This is a genomic window from Corynebacterium hesseae (assembly GCF_037850265.1).
Classification (GTDB): Bacteria; Actinomycetota; Actinomycetes; order Mycobacteriales; family Mycobacteriaceae; genus Corynebacterium; species Corynebacterium hesseae.
On the sequence record NZ_CP137211.1, the window covers coordinates 1053306 to 1079251 of the forward strand.

At 60.2% G+C, this 25946-nt stretch carries 22 protein-coding genes and 1 tRNA gene; 12 read left to right on the plus strand and 11 right to left on the minus strand.

Annotated features, from left to right (window positions below):
• Nucleotides 1-65: 65 nt before the first annotated feature.
• Together R3O64_RS04975 and R3O64_RS04980 are read left to right on the plus strand one after the other, a co-directional pair.
• A complete protein-coding gene (locus R3O64_RS04975; protein WP_339017416.1) occupies nt 66-728 on the plus strand; it encodes a hypothetical protein in 663 nt (220 codons plus the stop codon).
• A gap of 12 nt (nt 729-740) precedes the next feature.
• Nucleotides 741-1625, plus strand: coding sequence for a hypothetical protein (locus tag R3O64_RS04980; RefSeq protein WP_070529834.1), 885 nt, complete (start codon nt 741-743; stop codon nt 1623-1625).
• A 248-nt stretch (nt 1626-1873) separates the two neighbouring features.
• Here the strand turns inward: R3O64_RS04980 and R3O64_RS04985 are convergent, their stop codons facing one another.
• On the minus strand, nt 1874-2551 hold the full coding sequence (locus R3O64_RS04985) for a TetR/AcrR family transcriptional regulator (RefSeq protein ID WP_070462451.1): 678 nt from the start codon (nt 2549-2551) through the stop codon (nt 1874-1876).
• Nucleotides 2552-2642: 91 nt separating this feature from the next.
• Here R3O64_RS04985 and R3O64_RS04990 point away from each other — a divergent pair, with 91 nt between their 5' ends.
• A complete protein-coding gene (locus R3O64_RS04990; RefSeq protein WP_070495012.1) occupies nt 2643-3872 on the plus strand; it encodes an MFS transporter in 1230 nt (409 codons plus the stop codon).
• Here the strand turns inward: R3O64_RS04990 and R3O64_RS04995 are convergent, their stop codons facing one another.
• The 5 genes from R3O64_RS04995 to R3O64_RS05015 all read right to left on the minus strand — a co-directional run bounded on the left by R3O64_RS04995 (nt 3873) and on the right by R3O64_RS05015 (nt 8644).
• A complete protein-coding gene (locus tag R3O64_RS04995) occupies nt 3873-4013 on the minus strand; it encodes a hypothetical protein (protein WP_232745367.1) in 141 nt (46 codons plus the stop codon).
• 115 nt (nt 4014-4128) lie between these two features.
• Complete coding sequence (locus tag R3O64_RS05000; protein WP_339017540.1) at nt 4129-4695, minus strand: ATP-binding protein; 567 nt, start codon at nt 4693-4695, stop codon at nt 4129-4131.
• 75 nt (nt 4696-4770) lie between these two features.
• The gene (locus R3O64_RS05005; protein ID WP_070546201.1) at nt 4771-6057 is read right to left on the minus strand and encodes an MFS transporter; all 1287 of its coding nucleotides are present in this window, start codon (nt 6055-6057) and stop codon (nt 4771-4773) included.
• Nucleotides 6058-6103: 46 nt separating this feature from the next.
• On the minus strand, nt 6104-7456 hold the full coding sequence (locus R3O64_RS05010; RefSeq protein ID WP_339017417.1) for a dicarboxylate/amino acid:cation symporter: 1353 nt from the start codon (nt 7454-7456) through the stop codon (nt 6104-6106).
• A 117-nt stretch (nt 7457-7573) separates the two neighbouring features.
• On the minus strand, nt 7574-8644 hold the full coding sequence (locus R3O64_RS05015) for a biotin/lipoate A/B protein ligase family protein (RefSeq protein WP_339017418.1): 1071 nt from the start codon (nt 8642-8644) through the stop codon (nt 7574-7576).
• 470 nt (nt 8645-9114) lie between these two features.
• Between R3O64_RS05015 and R3O64_RS05020 the strand changes: the two genes are divergently transcribed.
• From R3O64_RS05020 to nrfD, 4 genes are all read left to right on the plus strand, one after another.
• Complete coding sequence (locus tag R3O64_RS05020) at nt 9115-9963, plus strand: PRC and DUF2382 domain-containing protein (protein WP_339017419.1); 849 nt, start codon at nt 9115-9117, stop codon at nt 9961-9963.
• 123 nt (nt 9964-10086) lie between these two features.
• Entirely contained in the window at nt 10087-13362 is a 3276-nt protein-coding gene (fdnG, locus tag R3O64_RS05025; RefSeq protein WP_232745308.1) for a formate dehydrogenase-N subunit alpha, read from the plus strand.
• 9 nt (nt 13363-13371) lie between these two features.
• Nucleotides 13372-14415 (plus strand): 4Fe-4S dicluster domain-containing protein, encoded by a 1044-nt coding sequence (locus R3O64_RS05030; protein WP_339017420.1) that lies wholly within the window; start codon nt 13372-13374, stop codon nt 14413-14415.
• Complete coding sequence (nrfD, locus tag R3O64_RS05035) at nt 14412-15506, plus strand: NrfD/PsrC family molybdoenzyme membrane anchor subunit (RefSeq protein WP_339017421.1); 1095 nt, start codon at nt 14412-14414, stop codon at nt 15504-15506. Before R3O64_RS05030 ends, nrfD begins: the two co-directional genes overlap by 4 nt.
• Here the strand turns inward: nrfD and selD are convergent.
• Nucleotides 15496-16473 carry a selenide, water dikinase SelD gene (gene selD, locus R3O64_RS05040; RefSeq protein WP_070516789.1) on the minus strand — a complete coding sequence of 326 codons (978 nt, stop codon included), beginning with the start codon at nt 16471-16473 and terminating at the stop codon, nt 15496-15498. The two genes, nrfD and selD, sit on opposite strands and share 11 nt — an antisense overlap.
• 35 nt (nt 16474-16508) lie before the next feature.
• Between selD and R3O64_RS05045 the strand changes: the two genes are divergently transcribed.
• The 3 genes from R3O64_RS05045 to selB all read left to right on the plus strand — a co-directional run bounded on the left by R3O64_RS05045 (nt 16509) and on the right by selB (nt 19702).
• Nucleotides 16509-16603 (plus strand) — tRNA-Sec (locus tag R3O64_RS05045).
• Nucleotides 16604-16624: 21 nt separating this feature from the next.
• Nucleotides 16625-17911 (plus strand): L-seryl-tRNA(Sec) selenium transferase, encoded by a 1287-nt coding sequence (gene selA / locus R3O64_RS05050; RefSeq protein ID WP_339017422.1) that lies wholly within the window; start codon nt 16625-16627, stop codon nt 17909-17911.
• Nucleotides 17912-19702, plus strand: a complete 1791-nt coding sequence (gene selB / locus R3O64_RS05055) for a selenocysteine-specific translation elongation factor (protein ID WP_339017423.1) — start codon at nt 17912-17914, stop codon at nt 19700-19702.
• Nucleotides 19703-19773: 71 nt separating this feature from the next.
• On the opposite strand, the gene R3O64_RS05060 is transcribed toward selB, so the two are convergent.
• Nucleotides 19774-20598, minus strand: coding sequence for a hypothetical protein (locus tag R3O64_RS05060; RefSeq protein ID WP_339017424.1), 825 nt, complete (start codon nt 20596-20598; stop codon nt 19774-19776).
• Between the two features lie 154 nt (nt 20599-20752).
• Between R3O64_RS05060 and R3O64_RS05065 the strand changes: the two genes are divergently transcribed.
• Entirely contained in the window at nt 20753-22690 is a 1938-nt protein-coding gene (locus tag R3O64_RS05065; protein WP_339017425.1) for a BCCT family transporter, read from the plus strand.
• A gap of 9 nt (nt 22691-22699) precedes the next feature.
• Nucleotides 22700-23497 (plus strand): zinc transporter ZupT, encoded by a 798-nt coding sequence (zupT, locus tag R3O64_RS05070; protein WP_070624775.1) that lies wholly within the window; start codon nt 22700-22702, stop codon nt 23495-23497.
• Here the strand turns inward: zupT and R3O64_RS05075 are convergent.
• Genes R3O64_RS05075 through R3O64_RS05085 form a run of 3 tightly spaced genes read right to left on the minus strand, consistent with a single transcriptional unit; the run spans nt 23490 to nt 25708 of the window.
• Complete coding sequence (locus tag R3O64_RS05075) at nt 23490-24410, minus strand: DUF808 domain-containing protein (RefSeq protein WP_339017426.1); 921 nt, start codon at nt 24408-24410, stop codon at nt 23490-23492. The genes zupT and R3O64_RS05075 overlap by 8 nt on opposite strands.
• 42 nt (nt 24411-24452) lie before the next feature.
• A complete protein-coding gene (locus R3O64_RS05080) occupies nt 24453-24989 on the minus strand; it encodes a DUF402 domain-containing protein (RefSeq protein ID WP_101736275.1) in 537 nt (178 codons plus the stop codon).
• Nucleotides 24989-25708, minus strand: a complete 720-nt coding sequence (locus R3O64_RS05085) for a hypothetical protein (protein ID WP_193629044.1) — start codon at nt 25706-25708, stop codon at nt 24989-24991. The genes R3O64_RS05080 and R3O64_RS05085 overlap by 1 nt, the downstream gene beginning before the upstream one ends.
• Between the last annotated feature and the right edge of the window lie 238 nt (nt 25709-25946).

Below are 25946 nucleotides of genomic sequence, written 5' to 3' on the forward strand. Positions count from 1 at the left end.
GTTGTACTCGACCGTGACGTTGGTGGCACTTTCGGTCTTGTGAAATAGCTAGGCCTCCTGGCTTAGTGGAGCGGAACTACACCCAAGCCGGTGAACACCTAGGCGAGGCGCAGGCCAACGAGGCGGACGAAGCCGTAGACCTTGACGCGCTACGTAAGCAGCTCGCCCGATACGAAGCGGAAAACCGCAAGTTGAAGAACGAGAACGGCGACCGCCGAGTGAAGGCGAAGCAGGCGGAAGAACAGGCAGCGACGTTGAAGAAACTCGCGCAGGTACTCGGTTTTGAACCGTCCGACAAAGACACGGAGGAACAAATCAAGCAGGCCAAGGCCGCTGCGCAGGAACGAGAAGCCGAGCGTGACAAGCTCCAGGCCGAACTCGACCGAATGCGCGAGGACAACACCCTACGCAAGCTGGCGAAGGAAAACGGGGCAGACCCCGACATGCTTGTGCCGTATCTCCGTGGTGTAGGTGATCTCCCGAAGTGGGGCAGCGACGAGTGGGACAGTAAGGCTGGCGAACTCGTCACCAACACGCTCAACTCATTCCCACAGTTCAAGGCGGGTGGGGTAGCACCCCGCACCAGCGGAACCCCAGCCCCACGAACAACAACGATGGCCGAATCCTCACCGCCGATGACCTCGACCGCCTGTACGCACAGGGCAAGTTTGAGGAAATCAACAAGGCAGTGGAGGAAGGCCGTATCAGCCGCTAAAAGTTTCCACTAGGAGGAACGCACTATGGCAACTCCACAGTCCCACAAGAACTGGGATCCGGTAATCGGCCCGATTGTCGCGTCTGCGCTCATGCAGCCGCTCCGTCAGACCTGGGCATTCGCGCAGGAGGGTGTGACGAACTGCGACTTTGAGGGCGAAATCCGCGGTAAGGGTGACGAGGTTGTTGTCACCAACCTTAGCCGTCCCACCATCCGTAAGTACGACGAGTCCGAAGACATGATTGTTGAAGATGTCGAGTTCGGAGAGCGTAAGTTCAAGACCGACCAGGGCGACTACTTCAACTTCAAGATTCCGCTGGTATCTTCCGTCCAGTCTGCTCTAGACGTGAAGCCGGAGGCAGTCAGCGAGGCAGAGGAAGGCATGTCCGAGCAGGTCGATACCTACATCGGCAAGCTCATGAAGGACGGAGTGAAGAACTCCAACAAGGTGGGCACCCTCCCGCTCGACATTGAGAAGAAGGACGCGTACAAGACGCTGGTGGTGCTGCGTAAGAAACTCAACGCCACTTCGGTTCCGAAGACTGACCGTTTCGTGATGGTTGGCCCGGAGATGGAATCGGCGTTGCTGTACGACGAGCGCCTGGACAAGGCAGTGAACAACAGCAATCTCTTGAACGGTGAGATTGGTCGCCTGCTCGGGTTCCGCATCATTTCCGCGCCGACGGTGCCGACGGTGGCGGGCCGTGAGGTGGTCATTGCGGGCCACCCGATGGCTACCCCGTTCGGCTACCAGATCACGGAGGTGGCGGAATCGTCCATGCTGCCGTTCCGTTTCACCCGTGCGATTACGGGCCTCCAGGTGTACGGCGGTTCCGTGTTCCGCCCGGAGGTGCTGGCGACGGCTGAACAGGATGTGGTGGAGCCGACCACGGCGGGTGCTACCGAGTAGACGCTAGCCCGTAGCAGGCAGCGAAGGGGGTCAGGGTGTGTGCCTTGGCCCCCTTTACCCATACCTGGATGAAGGGCACACCATGAATAATCCGTATCAGGAAGAACTACTTAACCGTCTCCGTGACCATGATAACGCGAGGGGTGAACGTGAACTGACCCGGCTTATCAACTGGGCTACATCCGCTGTGTTGAAGTACACAGCTGTGCGGGCGCTCACTAAGACGATGATTGAGAAGTGGGTCAGAGTTAAGGCAGCAGGGTGTGTTCGATGCCGTCTAGGATCACATCGATGACGAGGTCGTAGTATTCCTCGGACATCGCTTCTTCTTCATCAGGGTGTGAGAGAGGCTCCAGGTAAGAGTTGACAATACTGGTCAGTCCAACAGATTGAGCCATCATAGGCTCAAGCCTGACAAGCATTTCGTGCAGGTTGTGGCGAGGCTGGATTTGATTGGATGCGCGCAGGTTTCTCGCTCCGATCGTGTGGATGATCGAGTTCGCGATAATTGTGTAGGCCACAGGCGAATTGTCACCAAACCCAGCTTCTTGTAGTTTGGCCCAGGCTCCATCGATCATCGGCAAAAACTGTTCGGTGAACTTGCCCCGCGCGAACCTGTCGGTAATCCCCGGATATGCTAACAATGCGGGGCGTAGATTGTGAGCCATAGCTCGAAACCAGGCTTTCCATTCAAGGTCCGGGTCGGGAACTTCAATCCCGACACATACCCGGTCTACAACAGCATCACAAATGGCTTCCTTGTTTGGAAAATAATGATAAATCACTGAGGGAACCACGCCCAGTTCACGGGCAATGTCCCGTACTGACCATCCCTCAACGCCACTGATCGCGCTTAACTGTACAGCTTGTTTGACAATCAGCTCGCGTGATAGCCCAGCCCTTCGCCCCGTTAGCACAGTGTTCATAAGGTGACCCTAACTTATTCCTTGACCCTTACTAGAACACCATTCTACAATATCCCTAAGTGAAACAGTGTTCTAGTAATGGAGTGTAGTGATGCCCGACCCTCGTAGTAATAAGCCGACACAGAGCTCTATTGATCCAGGAGCGCAAGCGAACCTGGTAGTGGGAATCGTTTTTCTCGCCTTTATGGGGCAAATGATTCTCAATCCGATCATCGCGCCACTGTCACGACAGATGGGATTGCGGGAATGGCATATTGGCGCCACTATCTCTTTGGCAGCGATTGTACTAGCGAGCTTGAGTGCTTATTGGGGGCGAGCTTCCCAACGTGTCGGCGCTAAACGTGTACTCGCTGCTGGGCTTGTGATCGCGATCATCGCTTTGAGCGCCTTCGGTATTGTCTCCTACCTGGGGATGAACCAGGTAGTTGGCGGTGTCGGACTAGTTTTTGGTGTTGTGATCACTCGTGGTTTGCTCTATGGTGGAGGGATTTCAGCGATCGCCCCGACCGCGCAAGCCCACCTGGTCACGCATGCTGCCAGCGAGAACGGGCGGGTAAAAGCACTGGGCATGATTGGAGCGGCTCAAGGGATGGCCTCCATTGTTGGAGGTGTTACTGGAGGTGTGTTAGCCGCTGCTGGTGGCCTGCTCTTGCCCTTGGTGGTCATGCCCGTTGTGATGGTGATTGGTCTGGTTGTTCTCTTGGTGAGTTTCGCACCTCAAAGCCGAGGGCAACTTTTTGCAAAGCCTCAACGGATTCGCTTCACTGATCCGCGTGTAGCTCCCTGGCTAGCAACTGGTCTGGTGATGTTTCTTGTGTTTTCTTCTGTTGCTACGATTTTTGGATTCACTGTCCAAGACCGCTTCGCCCTGTCGGCAACTGCGACCGCAGGTATTTCCGCGATTTACCTGACCATCATGGGCGTGACCATGATCATTGCCCAAGCGGTGATTGCTCCAAAGACAGGGTGGGGAGCAGCGAAGCTTTTACGTACTGGTCTGGCCATTACACTAGTTGCAACTGTGCTCATTTGGCCTACCTCCTCGCACGCTTTACTGGTTGTCGGGTGTATCGTGCTGGGGGTAGGTATGGGACTGGCGATGCCCGGGTACAACACTGGCCCAACCTTGAAGATGAGTGCAGATGAGCAAGGCGCAGTGGCTGGCATCATCAACGCTAATAATGGGTTGGCGTACGCGATTGCCCCGCTGGCTTCGACCGCCCTTTACGGGTGGAACCCGCTGGCACCCTTCGCCGTCTGTATCGCCTTGATTGCAGTGGTCGTCATCTACGCCCACACTGCACCCGCACTACGCCAATAACTATGAGCGTGCCTGAAGTAGCCGTTCCATCACGTTATCCGCAGGAGTCGGCCCCGAGTAGTCCACCAGCGAGTTGGCTTTGACGACATCGAAAATCTCGTACCAGAGCGTATTCGCCTGCTTGCTAAACGACTGAGACATGGCCACGAATGGGGACGCGATAGCTGTTAGGACCACGGATTTAGTAACGCTGTGGTGAGTATTCAGTAACGCCCGGGTGAGTATCGGGTAACACCCGGGCGTTGACTATGAGCCGCTACTGCGTATTGGCTTCGAGGCGCATGTTTGGTCCTTCGAGTGTGATGATCTCAGCGCCAACGACAAGCCGATTCAGGATCGACTCGGCGATGACAGCATCCGGGATGGACTTGTACCACTCATCGGGTGTGAACTGGGAGGTGACAATGGTTGATCTCCGGTGTTCGCGCTCAGCAAGAATGTTGAGCAGCTGGTGTGCTGTGGCAGCATCAATCGGCGTTGTTAAGAAGTCATCAAGCACGAGTACGTCTGCCAGGTGTAAGTCTTGAAGAAACTCCATGCGTGCTGTGTCATCATGGCGTAGCACCATCAGCTGGTTGGCCAGGGTGTCTGTGCGGAAGAAACGGGCAGAATAGTCGTTTCTGCACGCAGCGGTAAGGAGTGCTTGGGCCAGGTATGTTTTGCCGACGGATGATTTGCCGAGGATGACAATGCTTTGTGCTTTTTGACACCATTGGCAGTGAGCGAGTCTGGTGATTTGCTCTTTGTTGAGGTTGCGGCCGGGTGTGTAGGGGCCCTGCTCGTCGTCTGAAACGACAATTCGGATCGCCAGCGGTCGGGCGATTGACGCTGCCGCTGAAGCTCAAGTGTGGGTCGTTGATGGAAGTTACTACCAGGAGGGGGAGAGCGAGGCGGTGGGCTAGATCTCTTTTAGGCGATTCCGCTTGGAGGCGAAGAGAACGCCTCCGCCGGTGATGATTGCGGCGGCAACAAGGTAATACGCCGGGGCGAGTTGGTTGTCGGTTTTGTCAATGAGCCAAGTGGCGATCATGGGCGCTGTGCCGCCGAAGACAGCGTTTGCCGTGTTGAAGGTGAGAGCAAAGCCGGAAAGGCGAACATGGGTGGGGAACTGTTCGGAGAGGAAGGAGGGGAGGACGCCGTCGTTAAGCGCAAGTACGCCGCCGAGGCACACCTGGATGATGATGACCAGGAGGATCCCAGCGCCGTCCAGGAGCATGAAGGCAGGAACAATGAAGAGTCCCATGAAAAGTGCAGCACACAGCATGGTCGTGCGGCGACCCAGGCGGTCTGATAGCAGGCCGGTGAGAAGTGCGAAGCCGACATAGAAAGCGGAAGCGACCGACGACGCTATGAAGGCAGGTGTTTCCGCCATGCCCAGCTCCTGGGAGAGGTAGGTCGGCAGGTAAGTCAGAATGACATAGAAACCGATGGCGTTGAGAACCGCGCCCGAGAAGGCAATTGCCAGGGCCTTGGGATATTTGATGACCTCGCGAAGAGGGGATTCTTCCGTGTCATCTTGATTCTCAAAGCGGGAAGACTCGTCGGCGTTGCGGCGAATCCACAGGCCATAAAGGCCCAGAGGTAGTGCGATGAGGAAGGGGACGCGCCAACCCCAAGAAATGAGAGCATCGTCGTCAAGCACGCCGGTGAGTAGTGCCGCGATGAGAGAACCCAGCAGCAGGCCGGATGCCGTGGCGGAAGGCACGATTGCGGCGTAGATACCCCGCTTATGCGTCGGAGCGATTTCTGCGAGGTGCGTGGCTGCGCCGGCATATTCGCCCGCCGCGGAGAAACCTTGGACCATACGGGAAAGCAGAAGCAGCAGAGTGGCGGCGAATCCGATGGTTTCATAGCTGGGGAGGAAGCCGATCACGGCTGTCGCCAGCGACATCATCGTGATCGATACCGTCAGGGTTTGAATTCGTCCATGTTTGTCACCAAAGTGTCCCCACACAATTCCGCCGAGTGGGCGGACGAGGAAGGAGAGCGCAAAGAGCGCGAATGTCATGATGAGCGCGCGGCGCCCTTCCATCTCCGGGAAGAAGACCCGGGAGATAATGGCCGACATATAAATGTAGGCCGCATAGTCGAACCATTCGATGAATGTTCCTATGAAGGACGCCTTGATAGCGCTGCGGTGTTGTGTGGAATCGGGGTCTGGTGGTGCTTGGGTTGACGTGGACATAGCTTCCACCGTACAGAAACTATGTGTGCTCCACGTCACTTACTTTCTAAGCGTTCACGTTTTCCCGGTCGTTCTCGTCAGCGTTCATGATGTCATTGACGCCGCCTTCGGCAGCATCCCAAGTTGCCTGATCTTGGATGCCGGCGCGCTTGGCGACGATGGTGGCACACAGCGCCTGACCGGTGACGTTGACGGCGGTGCGTCCCATATCAATGATGGGTTCGATGGCAAGCAAGAGGCCGACGCCTGCCAGCGGGAGACCTAGCGTGGAGAGGGTAAGCGTCAACATGACGGTGGCACCTGTCGTGCCTGCAGTAGCTGCGGAACCAATGACGGAAACGAAGATGATGAGGAGGTACTGGGTTGGGGAAAGGTCAATTCCGTAGAACTGAGCGATGAAGATGGCGGCGATGGCCGGGTAGACGGAAGCGCAGCCGTCCATCTTCGTGGTGGCGCCTAGCGGGATGGCGAAGGAGGCGTATTCGCGAGGCACGCCCATGGCCCTCTCCGTAAAGCGCTGAGTCACCGGCATAACGCCCATCGAGGAACGGGTGACGAAGCCGAGGGAGAAGACTGGCCACACGCGCTTGTAGAAGCCAATGACTGGAATTCGGTTGAACGCGAGGACGGCAGGGTAGACCACGGCAATGACGAGGGCGAGTCCGACATACATCGCGAGGACGAACTTGCCCAAGGAGCTAAGCGCATCCCAGCCATAGGTGGACACGGCTTTACCGATGAGGGCGGCGGTGCCAATCGGGGCGAGGCGGATGATCCACCATAGGACCACCTGGATGACCTTGAGGAAGGACTCGGTAAAGCGCAGGAAAGGATCGGCCGCCTTGCCGGCCTTGACCGCGGCGATGCCCAAAGCCAAGGAAATGACAAGAAGCTGGAGGGCTCCGAAACTGAGGGAGACTTCGCCGTCGCTTAGCGAGGCCTTGAGTCCAAAGAAGTTGGAGGGGACAAGCTGCTGGAGGAAGGCGGTCCAGGAGCCAACGTTGGAAGGGTCGGCGGCGGTGGAGGCGTCGACAGTCGTGCCTACGCCAGGCTTCATCACGAGGGCGACGAGAATGCCAGCCAAGACGGAGAAGAAGGCCGTGATGGCGAACCATACAAGGGTGGAGATTGCCAGCGAGGCGGCGTTAGCCACCTTGCGCAGGTTGGCAACCGAGGTGACGACGGCCGCGAAGATGAGCGGCGGGACCATCACCTTGAGCAATTGGACGTACGCGCCGCCAACGCCAGAAAGGGTATCGGAGAGCCACTCGGACTCCATGCCGGAGGCGATGAAGCCGAGGATGAGGCCGATGATCAGGCCGGCGATGACCTGGGCACCAAAGCCGGTGGCCCAAGAGGGCAGCGTGCGCGAGGATGCGCGGGAGGAAGTGTCGGACACGAGATTTTCCTTCTAGACAGTGTTGTATAGAAATGGACCAAATGGTTCGGTAGATTTATACCGATCGGTTCACTAGAGCTTATAACACCGTACGCTGCCCAGAAATTCCCCTGCAAATTATGGGATGCGCTTAGTCCACTCTTCGTTGAGGAATTTGGTGTCGACGAGGCGCCGGGCGGCGGCTAGGGAGTCGTCGGAAAGCTCAGCGTCGACGGCGCCGTAGCGGGTGGCGAACTCGCGTGCCATGGTGTCGATGATTTCCTCGCGGGGCACGCCGGTCTGGCGGCGCAGCGGGTCCACACGTTTCTTTGCGCTGGCCAAGCCCTTGGAGGAGACCTTGACCTTGCCGATGCGTAAGACTTCCATCATCTTGTCCGCATCGATGTCATAGCTCATCGTGGTGTGGTGGAGCACCGCACCCTTGCGGCGCTTCTGCGCGGCGCCGCCAATCTTTCCGCCATCCGAGGTGATGTCATTAATCGGCACGTACCAGGCGTTGACGCCAAGCTTGCCAAGCGCTGCGAGTACCCATTGGTCCAGATACTCGTAGCTGGCCTCATAGGAATAACCGGCCACGAGCGACTCCGGGGCGTACAGGGAATAGGTCACGCAGTTGCCGCCCTCCATGAACATCGCACCACCACCGGAGATTCGGCGCACCGGAACGATGCCGTGCTTGTCGACGCCCTCCTGGTCCAACTCATTGGCATAGGACTGGTAGGAACCGAACACGACGGCACGGTCTTCCCATTCCCAGAAGCGCAGAGTGGGGCCACGCTTTCCTTCGGCGACTTCGTTGAGGAGGACTTCGTCAAGGGCAACGTTGACTGGGGTGGGCAGAACCCCTGGGCGCAAGATTTCCCAGTTGTGATCCGTGAAGTCGGTACCGCCTGACAGCGCACGTTTGACCGTGACAGCTAGGTGATGGGTATCAAAGCCGTGGAGAGCTACGGGTGAATCGATTCGCGCAAGCGCGGCATCGAGGCGGGACTGGATGTCCTCGGTGCTTGTGGCGGTAGTGATGCCGACCAGCGCTGGGGCTAGTGCCTCGTAGGCTTCCTCCGGTTCGAGGAAGAAATCACCGGAGACCTTGGCTGCGGTAACGGTGCTGTCGGCGTCAATATCGAGATCGACGACGAGTAGCTTGCCGCCGGGGACTTTGAGTTCGAAGTGTTTAGTTTGGTTCATGGTGTTCAGGGTACTCAGATATGGCGGTGTGATGATTGGGAAAGTAGACCATTTAACGAATCTGAAAACTGGGGTGGGGGTAGCTAACATTTATTGGATTTGCCTGTGGGGGTAGTAAAGGGTTGCGTAGAGGGCTGTTGTTGAGTGCTATGTTGCGAGCGCAAGTTAATGGCTTTGAGTCTCGGCTCGGGTGTGGGGGCGGGGAGCGAGATGGCGGGCTAACGGGCGTTTGAAATGCTCAATTAGTCTGTAATCCAATCGTTATAGCTAATATGACCTGCGGCTAAGCGCGATTTTGGCACAAGAAGGGGTTGCTGCGGTGGCGCATTCTTGTTTCGTCCGTATGGTGGGTGGCGACGCAAACGAAATAGCAAATCGTCCCCCAATTTCCTTTGACTTATGGGGGTAGAAGTTAAAGCTATGGTTTGCCATCTCAATATAGACCAAATGTAGAAAGGTTTAGAGAAACAATGGGTAAGAACATCAAGGATCTGTTTAACGCAACCGCATACGATAAGGCCGGCGAGAAGCTGGGCTCCGTCAAGGAAGTATTCGTCGACGAGCAGTCCGGTCAGCCAACTTTCGTTGAGGTCAACCATGGTCTGTTCGGTATGAGCTCCAGCTTGGTTCCGCTCCGCGGTCACGATTTCACCGGTGATGAGCTCAAGCTGGCCTTCTCCAAGGACCGCATCGAGAACGCGCCGGACTTTGACTCCGATAAGCCGCTGACTCCTGAGGCGCAGGCGGACATCTTCAAGCACTACAACCTCGAGAACGCACAGGACGTAACCACCTACCGTGACGAGCGTGATGAGCGTGCCGGTGTTGCCGGTGCGGGTGCAGCTGGCGCTGGCGTTGCGGGCGCTGGTGCTGGAGCAGGTGCCCATGCGAAGGAGGAGACCGAGCGCGCCGCTGCCGCCGACAATAGCGTCACCAACAACGAGGGTGAGGTTATCCGCTCTGAAGAGCGCCTGGACGTCAACAAGGAGCGTGTGGCCACCGGTGAGGCGCGCCTGCGCAAGTACGTTGTGACCGATACCGAGACCGTCGAGGTTCCGGTCGAACGCGAAGAGGTTCGCGTCGAGCGCACCCCGATTTCCGAGGCTGACGCTGCCAACTACACCGGCACCATCAGTGATAACGGCGCGGAGGAAGCCTCCGTTACCCTGCACGAAGAGCGCGTGAATGTAGAGAAGAAGACCGTCCCGGTGGAGAAGGTTAACCTTTCCAAGGAGACCATCAAGGACACCGAGACCCACACCGAGGATCTGCGCAAGGAGCAGATCGATACCGACGGCATCACCGAGACCCGCAGGTAATCTCGGTTAAGGGCTAAGAGGCTGGAGCTGCAAAGCTCCAGCTTTTCGCGTTTTGGGTTTGCTCAGTATTTTTTGGTCTTGAACAGGGTGGAAAACGCAAGGCCAAGCCAGTAGGTTTAAAGCATGTCACGTTTTAGCCCACTGAATTGGCCCGTTGTGCGCCAAATCCGGAACAAGGATGCCTTCGGCCGCGACGTGTCCACGCAGTCGGCTAAGAGTGAAGACCTGCGCGGACGCACCGTTGACGCGGACCGCGTCGTCCAGTCGGTCTGCCCTTACTGCGCAGTGGGTTGTTCTCAGCGCGTTTATGTCAAGGATGACCGCGTCATCCAAATCGAGGGCGACCCAGATTCCCCGATTTCCCGCGGCCGCCTGTGTCCCAAGGGCTCTGCTTCTGAGCAGCTTATTAATTCCTCGACACGCATCACCACGATCAAGTACCGAGCTCCCTATGCCACCGAGTGGCAGGAGCTCGACGAAGAAACCGCGATGGATATGATCGCGGACCGTTTCGTGGAGGCGCGCGCGAGGCACTGGGAGGACGTCGATAAGCATGGGCGTCGTCTCAACCGCACCATGGGCATTGCGGGCCTGGGTGGTGCGACGCTGGATAATGAGGAGAACTACCTTATCAAGAAGCTGTTTACCGCCACCGGCGCCATTCAGGTGGAAAACCAGGCGCGTATATGACACTCCGCCACTGTTCCTAGTCTAGGAACGTCGTTTGGCCGCGGCGGCGCAACCCAACCGCTGCAGGATATGGCGAATGCGGACTGCATCGTCATCGAGGGTTCTAATATGGCGGAATGCCACCCCGTGGGATTCCAATGGGTCGTGGAAGCCAAGAAGCGTGGTGCGCGCATTATCCACGTGGATCCGCGCTACACACGTACGTCTGCCTTTGCGAACCGTCACATCGGCATTCGCGGAGGCACGGACGTGGTGTTGCTCGGCGCGATTATCAAGTACGTGCTGGATAATGACCTGTATTTCCACGATTACGTGGTGAATTACACGAACGCGGCGTCGATCATCTCGCCGGATTTCCAGGACACCGAGGATTTGGAGGGCTTGTTCTCCGGGTACGACGCAGAGAAGGGCAAGTACGTCACGGACTCGTGGCAGTACGTGCGAAAGCCTGAGGGCTCCTCGTGGAACGTGGAGAAGGACATGACGCTGGAGGATCCGAATACGGTCTTCCAGATTCTCAAGCGCCACTACTCGCGCTACACCCCGGAGATGGTGGAAGAGACCTGTGGCATTTCGCCGGAGGACTTCTACTACTTGGCGGACTCGATTGCGCAGAACTCCACCCCGGAGCGCACTACGTGCTTCGCCTACGCGCTGGGCTTTACCCAGCACACCCTGGGTGCACAGTTCATCCGTACCGCGGCGATCCTGCAGCTGCTCATGGGCAACGTGGGCCGACCTGGCTCGGGGATCATGGCTTTGCGCGGGCACGCCTCGATTCAGGGATCGACCGATATTCCGACCCTCTTTAACTCGCTGCCGGGCTACCTGCCCATGCCGCACGCGGATCAGGAGACCTGGGAAGATTACCTGGATTCCTTCCGGCAGGAAGACCAGAAGGGTTTCTGGCAGCTGGGTGAGAACTACGCGGTCTCGCTCATGAAGTCCTACTGGGGCGACGCCGCAACCAAGGAAAATAACTGGGGTTTTGACCTCATGCCGCGCCTGTCCGGTGCGCACTCGACGTATGAGACCTTGTTGGCCATGCTGCGCAAGGAGGTGGAAGGCTACTTTGTTTTTGGCCAGAACCCGGCGGTGGCGCAGTCCAACGGCGGCATGCAGCGCCGCGGGCTCGCCTCGCTGAAGTGGCTGGTTGTCCGCGATTTCCAGGAGATTGAAACGGCAAGTTTCTGGAAGGATTCGCCGGAAGTCAAGAACGGCGAGCTCAAGACCGAGGAGATTGCCACCGAGGTCTTCCTCATGCCGGCGGCAACGCACGTGGAGAAGTCCGGAACCTTTACCCAGACTCAGCGCATGGTGCAGTGGCGCTTCCAGGCGACTCCGCCGCCGGGCCAGGCCCGCAGTGAGGCCTGGTTCTTCTACCAGCTGGGCAAGAAGATTCGGGCGCGCCTCGCGGATTCAACTGATCCGCGCGATCTGCCGATCAAGTCTGTCACCTGGGACTACACCGAGGATGAGCACGGCGATCCAAGCTCGGATGAGATTCTGCGTGAGATCAACGGCTACTACCTTGATGGGCCTAAGAAGGGCCAGCTTTTGCCGGCCTTTACGGAGATGCGGGCCGACGGTTCCACCTCCGGCGGCTGCTGGATCTACACCGGCGTGTACAAGGACGGTATCAACCATGCCGCGAAGAAGGTTCCGGGTTCGGAGCAGAATGAAGTAGCACTCGACTGGGGTTGGGTCTGGCCGGCCAACCGCCGCATTCTGTATAACCGCGCCTCCGCCAAGCCGGATGGCACTCCGTGGTCGGAGCGCAAGAAGTACATTTGGTGGGACGAGGACCAGGGCAAGTGGGTCGGCGATGATGTCCCGGACTTCCCGGTGACCAAGCGCCCGGACTACGTCGCGCCTGTCGACGCCGTCGGCCCCGACGCCCTGGACGGTGATGATCCCTTCATTATGCAGCCGGATGGCTTGGGTTGGCTGTTCGCGCCGAAGGGGCTGTCCGACGGACCGCTGCCGACTCACTACGAGCCGCAAGAATCACCGGTGCACAACGCGCTGTACAAGCAGCAGCAGTCACCGACGCGCCTGACTATCAAACGCGCGGACAACCTTTCCCGCCCCGAGCCAGGGGAGCGGGGCGAGGACGTGTTCCCGTTTGTCTTCTCCACCTACCGTCTGACGGAGATGTACACCTCGGGCGCGATGTCACGCCGCCTGCCTTACTTGGCGGAGTTGCAGCCGGGGCTCTTCTGCGAGGTGGACAAGGAACTGGCCGCCAAGCGTGGATTGGTCAACGGCGAGTGGGCCACCATCGTGTCCCCGCGCGGCGTCATCGAGGCTCAGGTTTTGGTGACGGACCGCATGGAGATGCTCACCATCAATGGTGAGGACTTCCACCAGATCGGCTTGCCGTATCACTACGGAGAATCGGAGACCACCGAGGTGGCCGGCGATGGCGCCAACGACTTGTTGGGCCTGACCCTAGAGCCGAACGTGTTCATCCAGAACTCCAAGGTGGGGGCATGCGATATCCAGCCGGGCCGCCGTCCGCGTGGCGAAGCACGCGTCAAGCTGTTGCGCGAATACCAAGAGCGGGCGCACCTCACTGTAGATTCGGGTAACCGGATCCTCGATGTCTCAGACGCTTTCAGCACGGAAGAGAACACTGCTTCTGCAGAAAACACTGGTGATGATTCCACAGCTGGCAACGAAGCGGACTACGAAGGCAAAGAAAGCTAAGGAGGACTCATGGCGAATTTCTTGACCGAAAAGGCCGATCGACACGGCTATGAGACCTATCAGCGAATGGCGTTCTTTACCGATACCTCGGTATGTATCGGCTGCAAGGCCTGCGAGGTGGCGTGCAAGGAATGGAATCGCAACCCGGTGGAGGGTTATGCGGTCACCGGTAATTCCTATGACAACACCGGTGGGCTAGGCGCGAATACGTGGCGCCACGTGGCTTTCATCGAGCAAAACAACGAGCGTATTGAGCAGGCACGCGAGGACGGGCGCAAACTTGTCTCGCTGGGCCTGCCCACGGTGTCCGCACCGAGCGTCACCCCAGATACCGATGATTTTCGCTGGCTCATGTCCTCCGACGTGTGCAAGCACTGCACCAATGCTGGATGCTTGGACGTGTGCCCGACGGGCGCGCTCTTTCGCTCTGAGTTCGGCACCGTCGTGGTGCAGGATGATGTGTGCAATGGCTGCGGTACGTGCGTGGCCGGGTGTCCCTTCGGCGTCATTGAGCGCCGCGATGACGGCGGCGTGACGCTCAAGGCAGACAAGACCGCCACCGTGGATTATGAGGTCCCGGATCATGCGGGCGTCAACGTTCTGGCCAAGCTGAAGCAGCTGAAACCCCAGGGACCTGACCACATGCCGGGGCAGGCGATGCCGATCAAGAACTTGGGCGTGGCCCAGAAGTGCACCATGTGTTATGACCGACTCAAGATCGGCGAGCAGCCCGCGTGCGCCAAGACGTGCCCGACGGATTCCATCCAGTTCGGCCCTTACGAGGAGATGCTCGCTGCCGCGAAGGAGCGTGTGCGCGTCCTGCACGAGCAGGGGCTGACGGAGGCTCGTCTCTACGGCGCCAATTCCCAGGATGGGGTCGGTGGAACGGGTTCTATTTTCCTGTTGCTCGATTCCCCAGAGGTCTACGGGCTGCCGCCGGATCCACGCGTTCCCACGGCGGATTTGCCGCAGATGTACAAGACCGCAGCGAAAGCTATCGGAGGAATGGCGCTGGCCGTGGCCGGGGCATTCATGTTGGGAGGCCGCAAGTGAGCGAGTTTGATGAGTACCGCCCGCCGCAGGAGCCTAGGCGCAGGCGAGGCAGCGGCAAGAAACGCAAGCGCGGCCGCGTCGGAGCCGGCGCACAGGATGGTTCCAAAGAAGAGCGCATGGCGGAGGACTTCGAGTTCTCCTCGTATTACGGCAAGCCCGTAGTCAAGGCCCCGCCGTGGGAGTGGCCCATCGGCGGCTATCTCTTCCTCGGCGGCGTGGCCGGCGGTTCTGCGATGTTGGCCGCCGGTGCCCAGGCCACTGGGAACGCACCGCTGAAGCGCTCGACGCGGATGACGGCTTTCTCCGCGGCATCGGTAGGGTCGGTCTTTTTGGTGCTCGACCTCGGCCGCCCAGAGCGCCTGCTCAACATGTTCCGCGTCTTCAAGGTGACCTCGCCGATGTCCATCGGCTCGTGGATCCTGGGCAGCTTCGCTTCCGCCGCGGCCCTGCCGGCGGTCGTGGAAGCGGACGCACTGGTCGGCGGTGTGCTACCGAAGTCGCTTCGCCGCCTCCTCGATACGGCGGCGGGTCCAGCAGGCGCTGTCGCCGGCGTGCTTGGTGGCCCGCTGGCGGGCTACACGGCGGTGCTGTTGGCCAACACGTCAAACCCGACGTGGAATGACGCGAAGAAGCATCTGCCTTATGTGTTCGTGTCCTCGGCTTCGGCTGCGGCGTCGGGTGCCGCCATGGTCTTTACCCCGGTGGAGAATGCTGGCGCGGCACGAGTACTCGGTATCACTGCCGCGGCGACCGATCTGGCCGCGACCCGTGTCATGGAAGCGAACATGGAGCCAGAGCCTCTGCGCCCGCTGCACGAAGGCACACCCGGGAAACTCATGAAGGCCTCCGAGGCGCTCATTGCCGCGGGCGGGGTGGGAACCGCAATCGCGTCGGTCACAAAGTCGCGCGCGGTGTCGGTGGTCTCCGGCCTGGCGCTTCTGGCGGGTTCTGCCTGCACTCGTTTCGGCGTGCTCAATGCGGGGTTGGAGGCGGTGAAAGATCCGTCGACAAGCATCGGCCCGCAGAAGCGCCGTGCTGAGGCCCGCCGCCAGACAGAAGGCCTCACGCACTCGACGGTGACTAGCGGATAGTAATGCGCGCCTCACCCGTCACGGTGCGCCCAATGACCGGATAGCCAGGAACCTCGCCGATGACCAGCAGGCCACCCGAGGTTTGGGCATCGGCGAGGAAGATCAAGTCCTCTTCGCTCAAGTCTGAGTCGAGGTGGGGGCGGACCCAATCCAGGTTGCGGCGCGAGCCGCCCGGGATGAAGCCCTCCGACAGGGCCTCCATGGCGCCGTCCACCGCAGGAACAGCGGAAAAATCCAGCTCCGCACCAATACCGGAGGCGCGGCACATCTTGTAGAGGTGGCCCAGAAGCCCGAAGCCAGTGACGTCCGTGGCCGCGCGCACGCCCGCGGCTACGGCGGCCGCGGCAGCGTCGCGGTTGAGCGTGGTCATGGAATCCACCGCGGCCTGGGAGACTTCACCGGTGGCCTTGTGCTTGTTATTGAGGATGCCCACACCGATTGGTTTGGTCAGCGTGATGGGCAGGCCCGCCTCGGCGGCGTCGTTGCGCATAATCTTGTCGGGGTGGACGATGCCCGTGGCAGCCAAACCATACGTGGGCTCCGGGGCAGTGATGGAGTGTCCACCAGTAATGGATATCCCCGCCTCGCTGGCCACATCCATGCCACCGCGCAGGACTTCGCGCAATACATCAAGACCGAGCTTCTCGCGCGGCCAGCCCACGAGGTTGATGGCGGTGATGGGAGTGCCGCCCATGGCGTAGACGTCGGAAAGCGCATTGGCTGCCGCCACCCGGCCCCAGTCATAGGGGTCGTTGATCATCGGGGTGAAGAAGTCCGCGGTGGAGATGACCGCGAGGCCGTTTGGGATGCGCACGGCGGCGGCATCGTCGCCGTCGTCAAGCCCGACCAGCACGTTGGGGTCCGCGGTGCCCACGAGGCCCGCGACGGCGGATTCGAGCTCTCCCGGGGGGATCTTGCAGGCGCAGCCGCCACCGGCGGCAAAGGAGGTAAGTGTGATGTCAGACATGGGGGTTATTCTAGCCGCGTGTATGGTGAGCAGACGGAGGCGTACGTGTCCTGGTGGGCGCCCCGGTCTTCAAAACCGGTGAGGCCGAGCATCTCGGTCTGGCAGGTTCGATTCCTGTCCGTCTCCGCCATCCGTGCTGCTAGGAGGACCCATGACGACAGACCCCCGCCGCTTTATCCCGAAGATGGATGAGATCCTCCAGTACCCGGCAGTGCGCACTGCGCGGGAGCGCAGTGCAGCTCACAAGGTCCGGGCAATCATCGACGCCGTGCTTGCCGACGCCCGCTCCGGCTCCCTCGCCCCCTCCGACATTCAGCAGGAGCTGGCCGACAGACTCGAAAGCGCACAGCCCTATTCCTTGCGCCGCGTCATCAATGCCACGGGTGTGATCATTCATACGAATCTGGGCCGTGCCCCTTTGCCACCAGCCGCGGTGGACGCGCTTGCGGCGGCGGCCGGCTATACGAACGTCGAGATGGACTTAGACAGCGGTCAGCGCTCACGGGATAGGGGACGCGGCGCGGTCGAGACTGTCCTGGCCGCCTGCCCCGGCGCGGAAGATGCGCTGGTGGTCAACAATGGCGCGTCTGCGCTGTTGCTGGCGACCGCCGCCTTGGCCCCCGGTAAAGAGGTCATCATTTCCCGGGGCGAACTCATTGAAATTGGCGCGGGCTTTCGCTTGCCCGAGCTCATCGAGTCCACGGCCACCCGCTTGCGGGAGGTCGGCGCGACGAACCGTACCCACCTGGCGGACTATGAGCGGGCGATGGGGGAGGGCACGGGAGCCATCTTGAAGGTGCATCCCTCCAACTTCCTGATCAGTGGGTTTACCTCGTCGGTATCGGTTGCTGAGCTTCGTGCGCTCACCGACTTGCCGCTCATCGTGGATATCGGTTCGGGGTTGCTTAGGCCAGATGACGCGCTGCCGGCAGAACCCTCCGCCAGCGAGGCTCTTCGCGATGGCGCCGATGTTGTTCTCTTTTCGGGGGATAAGCTGCTCGGCGGCCCGCAAGCCGGGATGCTCGTCGGTACAAAGGAAGCGATTGCTGCGTGCAAGAAACATCCGTTGGCGCGGGCGGTGCGCATCGATAAGCTACGGCTCAACGCGCTTGAGGCCTCTCTGTCCACGCCCTCCAACGCCGTGCAGGACGCGCTCCACATTGATCCGCAACGCCACCGCGAGCGCACGGAGAAGGTGGCAGCGGCAGTTGGCGGTGAGGTCGTCGAACACGCCGGACGCGTCGGCGGTGGTGGGGCTCCAGAGGTGCCGCTACCGGGGTGGGCCGTGGCGTTGCCAGAGGAGTTGGCGCGGCCGTTGCGGTTGGGGCAGCCTCCTGTGGTGGCGCGCGTGAATCAGGGGCGCTGCCTGGTGGATGTGCGCTGCGTGCCGGAGGCACAGGATGTCGAGCTCATCGCGGCATTGCGGGCGGTGATCTAGGTGTATGTAGTGGCCACTGCGGGGCACGTGGATCACGGCAAGTCGAGCCTGGTCAAGGCGCTGACGGGGATGGAACCGGACCGCTGGGAGGAAGAAAAGCGGCGCGGATTGACCATCGATTTAGGATTTGTGTGGACGAGGCTGGGCTCGGGCGCGGACGTCGCATTTGTCGATGTGCCGGGGCACGAGAAGTTCTTGGGCAACATGCTGGCCGGGGTGGGGCCGGCATCGGTGGTTCTCTTTGTGGTGGCGGCCGATGAAGGCTGGCAGGCGCAGTCCACCGATCACCGCGATGCTCTGCGCGCTTTGGGAATTGAGCACGGCGTGGTGGCGCTGACTCGTGCTGATAGGGCTGATACTGCCCGCCGGGCAGAGGTAGCCGCGCAGGTCAAAGCAGAACTGGCTGGAACAGCGCTTGCCGACGCCCCCATTGTCTACGTTTCCGCAAAGACCGGCGAAGGCGTGGAGAAGCTGCGTGCCGAATTGGATAGCGTGCTTGCTGCTATGCCTGCGCCGGATCCGCAGGCGCGCGTGCGGTTGTGGGTGGATCGCGCCTTCAGCGTGAAAGGCGCTGGAACCGTAGTGACGGGAACGCTGGCGGCCGGGACGGTTTCGGTAGGCGATGACCTTGAGCTCAGTGGGCAACGCGTCACGGTGCGTGGGGTGCACAGTGAGAACAAGGCGGTGGACAGCGCTGCACCCGTCACGCGCGTGGCGCTCAACCTGCGCGGGGTGGCCGCGGACCAGGTTCATCGCGGAGATGCTTTGCTTAGCCTTGGGTGCTGGCGTGTGCTCGACACCGTGGATGTGCGGCGAACGTTCGGTACCGACATGAGCGAGCTTCCGCAGAACCTCGTGGTGCACATCGGCACCGCGGGAGTGGGCGCGCGGCTGCGGCCTTTAGGAGGTGAGTTCGCGCGGTTAACTCTGGAAAGCCCGCTACCGCTTACTTTGCTCGATAAGTTTGTGGTGCGCAGTCCGGGCGGGCGGCACGTCGTGGCCGGTTTTGAGGTGGTGGATGTACACCCAGCTGAATTGAATAGGCGCGGCGATGCCAAGAAGCGCGCTGTTGAGCTAGAAACTTTAGAAGCAACGAACCCGGCCCAATGGCTCAAGCGCTGTGGCTACGCGGAGCTGCATGGTCTTGTGCGCGATGGCTTTTCGGTGACAGAGAAGCCAGCGGGAGTCATTGAGTTCCGCGACTGGTGGATCGCCGCCAGCCAGGTCACTGCGTGGAAAAGGTCTTTGATTCAGACTGTGGAAGCCCACGCCAAGGCGAATCCGCTCTCCCCGGGGCTGACGAAGGCAGCGGCCATGGATGCACTGGGACTGACCGAGCCGGCCTTGTTAGGCCTAGCGGTAGCAGCTGCCAAGCTCGAGACAGTTGATGGCGTACTGCGTATGCCCGGGCAGACAGTCGACCTTGGCCCCGCGGAGAGGGGAGTGGCGGAACTCGAGCAGCAACTGCGTGAAGACCCCTTTGCTGCCCCGGAAGCGGAAGACCTCAAAGAGTTGGGCCTGGGACCGAAAGAGCTGGCCGCTGTTGAACGCGCTGGGCGCCTGCTCCGGCTGGCTGACGGTGTGGTGCTTCTGCCTTCAGCTCCGCGCGAGGCACTCGCCGTGGTCTCACAGTTGGAACAGCCCTTCACCCTCTCGGAGGCGCGCAAGGCACTTGGAACGACGCGCCGGGTTGCCATCCCGGTGCTGGAGCACCTCGACGCTACGGGTGCGACGCGCCTAGTCGACGGAAAGCGATTCGTGCGCGCGGCAGGGGCAAAGGAACCAAAGTAAAGGCACCATTTGGGGCCGGTTTTCGGGGAAACCCCAGTTCAGTGTATTAGGTTAAGCGCATAAGGTGCCAGTTAAAAGGTGTCTTTGGGGGACGTGAAGGCGCGTGGACCGGCCGGCAGCGGTGAGGTAAGGGGATCGGCCGGGGCAGTGAACTCCCAATCGGCATTGGGGTTGAGCACTGGCGGGATGGCAGGCTTGTTCGGGTCGATCGGCAACGGCGGGACTGCGGGGGCGAAGAGCGCTTCGGGGTCTATTGGAAAGTCCACTGCGATGCGGCCCGCGCCAGCATAAGCACGGGCGGCAAGGGAGGCACTGGTTTGTGTGGCGGCCGCGAACGCGGCGGCCAACGCTGGGGCATCGGAGAGCTCCGCGCACGGTCCGAGGACGAGGTTGTTGTGGGTGGCGAGGACGGTGTCGTCGAGAAGCACGAGCGTCACGAAGAACTGTTCCGTACCCATCGTGCGGAGCTGATATGCGGTGAGCTCGCCTTCCGCGACGCGAACAAGAGCGCCCTGCCCGCCACTGAGCAGCGCGGTACCCGCAGGCTGGTTGTTGGCGGGAACCATCCACGGGTCGAGCCCCAAAGCGAGGGCGATCTCCACCTCGCCGTCGACAATGTCGACGGTGGCATGCGTCGCCGGGTTCATCGCCGCCGTGCGCAGTCGATTTAGGGCGGGATACTCTGCGGACTCCGCACCATCGAGTGAACCCAAGAATCCGAAATCTGAATGTACGCGCCAGCCCCCGGTGGTGGGGTCGGGGAGCAAGGAAACGTCGACGAGCGCAGGCTCCTGCGCCAACCCAGGGATGCTCAACGCGGTGGAGAAGTTCACGTGCTCAAGAACCGCGACGTGCTCGACACCAAAATAAGAAGGAGCTAGCGGATACAGCGCCATAGTTGCGGCAGTCACCTCGTGGGTCAGATGGGAATCGACGGACTTGTCTCAAGCTTACGCAGGAGCCGGATCTCCGATACGGTCGATAGAAGACTTAAACAACAACATATCGAATAAGGAGTGAAGACCCATCACGGCTGATTCTCGTAGTTCGGTGAACAATACCGATCAGAGCAAGAAGCGTACGCGCGAGGCTAAGCGGATTCTTAAAGATATTATCTATCCGCACAACATCCATCCGGCCTTGGTTCCGGGCGTGTCCATCGAAGACCAAAAGGTGAAGTATGGGGTGGACAAACCCATTTTGATCGTCGTGGGCGGACTCATTGTGGCATTCGTTGCCTGGGGTGTCATCGCGCCCGAGCAGGTTTTCACTGCCTCCTCCGCGGCCTTGGATTGGGTCATGCGCAACCTGGGATGGATCTTTACCACGCTGGCAACATTCCTTATGTTCTTGCTCCTCATCCTCGCTTTTTCCAAATACGGAAAAATTCCCTTGGGCGTGGATGGAGAGAAGCCGGAGTTCTCTACTGTGAGCTGGGCAGCGATGCTCTTTGGAGCCGGCATCGGCATCGGAATTATCTTCTTCGGCCCCTTTGAGCCGCTGAGCTACTACCTGTCACCCCGGCCCGGCGCTTATGAGGCCGCCAGCGATGAAGCCGTCATGGGTGCGATGGCTCAAGCAGCGATGCACTGGGGAATCAATGCGTGGGCAATCTATGCCATCGTCGGGCTGTGCGTGGCCTACGTGTCCTACCGCCGCGGGCGAGTGCCGTTGATGAGCTCTATCCTCATGCCGCTTTTTGGCAACCGCGAGACGGACTCCATGCCCGCGCGCATCATCGACGGGCTAGCAATCATCGCCACACTTTTTGGCACCGCGGCAACGCTCGGTATTGGAGCTTTGCAGATCGGTCGCGGCGTGGAAATCGTCAGCGGCTGGTCAACCACGGGCAACACGGCGGCGCTGGTCATCATCATAGTGCTGTCCATCGGCACGATCTTCTCCGCGGTCTCGGGTGTATCGAAAGGAATCCGCTGGCTATCCAACATCAACCTTGTCTTGGCGCTCGGGCTCGCGGTCTTCTTCTTTGTCGTGGGGCCCACCGCCTTCCTGGCCAACATGCTGCCCGCCGTCATCATTGAGTACCTCGATGAGATGCCGAGCATGCTCTCCGCCAACATGGGACAAGGCGAAGAGATGGTGTCGTTCCTGTCCTCGTGGACCACGTTCTACTGGGCCTGGTGGGTGTCCTGGGCGCCCTTCGTTGGCGTGTTCGTGGCCAAGATCTCGCGCGGGCGTACCATCCGCCAGTACATTGTGGGCGTCTTGCTTATTCCTTCCGCCATCATCGTGTGTGCTTTCACCATCCTGGGCGGAACGACAATCTGGCTGCAGCGTCGCGACGGAGATATTGCTCCCGATGGGACGATTGATTCCATGCCGCCTGCAGAAGATATCTTCTTCACCGTTCTGGATCACCTGCCGGGGTCGCAGATCATGGCGCCGCTCGTGCTCGTCATGCTCATCGTCTTCTTCATCACCACGGCGGATTCCGCGTCCATCGTGAATTCACAGCTCACGCAACGCGGCAACCCTAAGCCGAAGCCCGGGGTCACCATCTTCTGGGTCATGTGTATGGCGGGAATCGCCGTAGTGATTCTTCTCGCGGGCGGCCGTAATGCGCTGCAAGGCCTCCAGAACCTCATCACCGTGACTGCATTGCCTTTCGCGGTCATCATTGTGCTCATGTGTATCGCGTTGATTCGGGAGTTGCGTCACGACCCCGCCGCGATCCGTACGTTCTATGAAGAACAAGCAGTGTCCAATGCCATCATCCACGGCGTGCGAGACCACGGCGATAACTTTGCGTTGGCCATTGAGCCCACAACGGATGATTCCGCCTATGCCACTGGTGCAGACTTTGATTCCACCGCGGTTGAAGTCACCGAGTGGTATGCGCGCACGGATGAAGACGGACACGCCGTGGGCTATGACTATGAGACCGGCGAGTACACCGACGACGACCCGACAGTCAAGGACGGCGAGTCACTTGCGCTACCGCCAGAGGACAGCACAGACAGGCTATAGTTTCCCACTATGGATCTAGCCACCATCGCCTTTGCTTTCAGCCTCGTGCTGTTGTCTGGCTTGTCGACGTCCATCGGTGCCGCCCTGGCCGTCGGCAAGCGCGAGCCCGGGCCGAAGTTTATGGCCGCCGCCCTGGGGTTGTCTGCGGGCGTGATGCTCTACGTCTCCTTTATGGAGATCCTGCCGCAGTCCTTAGAGAAGCTGGAAAGCACCCTTGGGGGAGAGGCCACTGCCACGTGGACGATGATGGCGGCGTTCTTCGCCGGCATTGCGGTCATTGCCATTATCGACCGCCTCGTTCCCGAGGAGATTAACCCGCACGAGCCGGCCACGACAGAGGAAGAAGCACGCCGCAAGAGGCTGATGAAGACCGGCATGTTCACCGCCTTCGCGCTGGCCATCCACAACTTTCCCGAGGGCTTCGCCACATTTCTCTCGGGCCTCGAAGCCCCCGAGATTGCGATCCCCGTTGCCGTGGCCATCGCCATCCACAACATTCCGGAAGGTATTGCGGTTGCCGTCCCCTTGCGCAGTGCGATGGGATCGCGCACGAAGGCATTTTGGTGGGCCACGATTTCTGGGCTCGCTGAGCCTGTCGGCGCCATTATCGGATTCGCTCTTCTCATGCCGTTCATTGGCCCGATGACGTTTGGCATAAGCTTTGCCGTCATCGCAGGAATCATGGTGTTCATCTCCCTGGATGAGCTTTTGCCCACGGCGGAGGAGACCGGCGAACACCATTGCGCCATCTACGGCCTCATCGCTGGTATGGCGGTCATGGCAGTGTCCCTCGCGATGTTTATTTAACGCGCTCCGCGGTGGCCTTGACCGCCATGATGATGGTGACGATAACGGAGCCGAGAATAAAGCCGCACAACATGGACAAGCCGGTGTCCGCCAACCAGGCGAGCGCGCCGTTGTTGATGCTCTCGGTCACGTGATGGATGAAGCCATAGGGCTGCTCAGCACCGAACTCGCTCAAGCCCTTGACCACGATGTGGCCGCCGACCCACAGCATGGCGGCGGTGCCAATGATGCCGATGATGTTGAGCACGATGGGCATGCCCTTGACCAGGGCGGTACCCACGGCCGAATCGCCATCGTGGCGCTTGAGCAGGGCGAGGCCGATATCGTCCATCTTCACCAGAAGTCCGACGGCGCCATAAACACCTAAGGTCAAGAGAATGCCGACGGCAACCAAGGCGCCGAGGCGCAGCCAGAAGGGCTGGTCGATGACCTCGTTGAGGGAGATCACCATGATTTCGGCGGAGAGGATGAGGTCCGTGGTGATCGCGGATTTGACCAGGGAATCTTCGGCGTCGGGGCCCTTTTCTTCTACGGTCTGCTCCTCCTCCTCGCCGCGGTGGAGGACAGCATGGAAAATCTTTTCCGCGCCTTCGAAGCACAGGTATGTGCCGCCGCACATGAGGATAGGGGTGAGCGCCCAAGGAGCGATCCAGGACAGGATCAGGGCAATAGGCAGGATGATGACGAGCTTGTTGATGAGCGAGCCCTTGGTAATTCGCCAAATCATCGGCAGCTCACGCTGCGGTTTGACGCCTTGGACGTATTGGGGCGTGACAGCGGCGTCATCGACGACGACTCCCGCTGCTTTCACCGAGGTCCTTCCGGCCAATGCTGCTACGTCGTCGACGCTGGAGGCAGCGGAGCGGGCGATCAGGGCGACGTCATCAAGCAGGGCAAAAAGGCCACCGGCCATGGCTCACATCCTTGTGGTGTAGGGGTAAGTGTTTACCCTAGGCTACTCGGCAGGAACGAGCTCCACATTCTCTGCCCAAGTAAGGTCCATGCCCAGCGTGCGCAGCCAGCTCATGGCGTCATCGCCGTAGCGCGTGATGCCCTCGACGGCGGTAAGCGTGCGCTCCATGGCGCGCTCGGCCTCCTCGGCGCTGATGAGGCCGTTGGAGGTGGCGGCGGCTAGCTCGTCGATGTCGAGCACATCAACCGGCTCGCCGGAGGTGGAGACCAAGTCGACATAAAGATCGCGGGTAGTCCACACATCACCGTCGACGTCGATATCAGCGACGTCAATGTAGAAATCTTGGTGGACATCCACGCCCTCGCGGAAGTGGAAGATATTGGCGCGCAGGCCCAGCTCCGGCAGCAACCAGGATTCAAGGTAGCCGAAGCGCGGGTGGTTGGCGCCGCGGGCCATGTAAAGGCCAAAGTCGGTGACACGGTAGGTGTCTACCTCGCGCTGAAAACCTTTCGGGTCGACGTTGATGTTGTCGGTGGTATTAAAGGTTTCTTGCTTGACTGGGTGCAGGTCAGTGCTCATTAGTTCACCTCGAGGTAAGCCGCGGTAGGTGGGAAAGAACACGAGGATTCAGCAGTGTTGACCGCGCCGGAGAGGACCGCCACGACGGTTCCCTTGCCGGTTGCTGCGCGACCCGAGACCGTGGTCGGCCCATCGGCGTTGATGCCGTTATTGAACAGGGGAGTGGTGCCGAACTGGAAGGTATCCAGGTTGAACCACTGGACGCTCATGGCACCCTGCTGCTCAGCGGCGGTGGGGGTGCCCAGAGCGGTGAAGAGGAAGACGGTTTCGCCTTCGCCTGCGCCTGGGGCCGGCATATCGGTCGGGCCAGGCACGGCGATGGCGGAGCCCACCGAATCGCCCTGCCCGCCGATGCACTGCGCGGAGACCGTAGGCCAGTAAAACTGGCGGAAGCCGGGGTTGTTTCCCTCCGGCATGGCCACACCGCCTTCGCCGCCGTCACCGGCGGAGAAGTTAAGGGCGGTGAGGATGGCGCTGCGGGCCTCCTGTGGAATCCATGGCTGTGCCGCGAAAGCGCGAACACGCTCTTGTGTCTCCGGGGTGGGGCGGCCGAGGCTGTCCAGCGGGCTACTGCTCTGTGGAATGTTCACCAGCGAGGAGAGATCGGGGGCGCCGGCATGTGCTGGCGTGATGCTGAGGAAGCCCATCATCACGGCAGCAGTTAGTCCAGCGACGCCGCGGCGGGCGGAGCGGGAAGAGCGCTGTTCGGAAAGGGCCATGGAAAATCCTTGTGTTTGGGTAGGGGACGTGGCGGCAGGAAACTAAATCACATGCGTCACAATAGTATCTGCTGCCACGATATTCACTTTTTTGGCGTAGTCAACTCTAAATAGAGACCTACTGTGCGGTATGTCGGCTGTTGATATCGTTTCGTTACATCGCGCGCTAAAGCGCGCGATACGCACGATGCTGCACATGAAAGAGCTAGAGAGTATATTTAAGGGCCGTTCATACCGC

Bases quoted from the DNA above. Each gene is read 5' to 3' on its own strand.
- R3O64_RS04980 (WP_070529834.1), top strand. From the start codon at position 741: ATGGCAACTCCACAGTCCCACAAGAACTGGGATCCGGTAATCGGCCCG.
- R3O64_RS04985 (WP_070462451.1), bottom strand. From the start codon at position 2,551: ATGAACACTGTGCTAACGGGGCGAAGGGCTGGGCTATCACGCGAGCTG.
- R3O64_RS04990 (WP_070495012.1), top strand. From the start codon at position 2,643: ATGCCCGACCCTCGTAGTAATAAGCCGACACAGAGCTCTATTGATCCA.
- R3O64_RS04995 (WP_232745367.1), bottom strand. From the start codon at position 4,013: ATGTCTCAGTCGTTTAGCAAGCAGGCGAATACGCTCTGGTACGAGATT.
- R3O64_RS05005 (WP_070546201.1), bottom strand. From the start codon at position 6,057: ATGTCCACGTCAACCCAAGCACCACCAGACCCCGATTCCACACAACAC.
- R3O64_RS05015 (WP_339017418.1), bottom strand. From the start codon at position 8,644: ATGAACCAAACTAAACACTTCGAACTCAAAGTCCCCGGCGGCAAGCTA.
- R3O64_RS05020 (WP_339017419.1), top strand. From the start codon at position 9,115: ATGGGTAAGAACATCAAGGATCTGTTTAACGCAACCGCATACGATAAG.
- R3O64_RS05030 (WP_339017420.1), top strand. From the start codon at position 13,372: ATGGCGAATTTCTTGACCGAAAAGGCCGATCGACACGGCTATGAGACC.
- selD (WP_070516789.1), bottom strand. From the start codon at position 16,473: ATGTCTGACATCACACTTACCTCCTTTGCCGCCGGTGGCGGCTGCGCC.
- selA (WP_339017422.1), top strand. From the start codon at position 16,625: ATGACGACAGACCCCCGCCGCTTTATCCCGAAGATGGATGAGATCCTC.
- R3O64_RS05060 (WP_339017424.1), bottom strand. From the start codon at position 20,598: ATGGCGCTGTATCCGCTAGCTCCTTCTTATTTTGGTGTCGAGCACGTC.
- zupT (WP_070624775.1), top strand. From the start codon at position 22,700: ATGGATCTAGCCACCATCGCCTTTGCTTTCAGCCTCGTGCTGTTGTCT.
- R3O64_RS05075 (WP_339017426.1), bottom strand. From the start codon at position 24,410: ATGGCCGGTGGCCTTTTTGCCCTGCTTGATGACGTCGCCCTGATCGCC.
- R3O64_RS05080 (WP_101736275.1), bottom strand. From the start codon at position 24,989: ATGAGCACTGACCTGCACCCAGTCAAGCAAGAAACCTTTAATACCACC.
- R3O64_RS05085 (WP_193629044.1), bottom strand. From the start codon at position 25,708: ATGGCCCTTTCCGAACAGCGCTCTTCCCGCTCCGCCCGCCGCGGCGTC.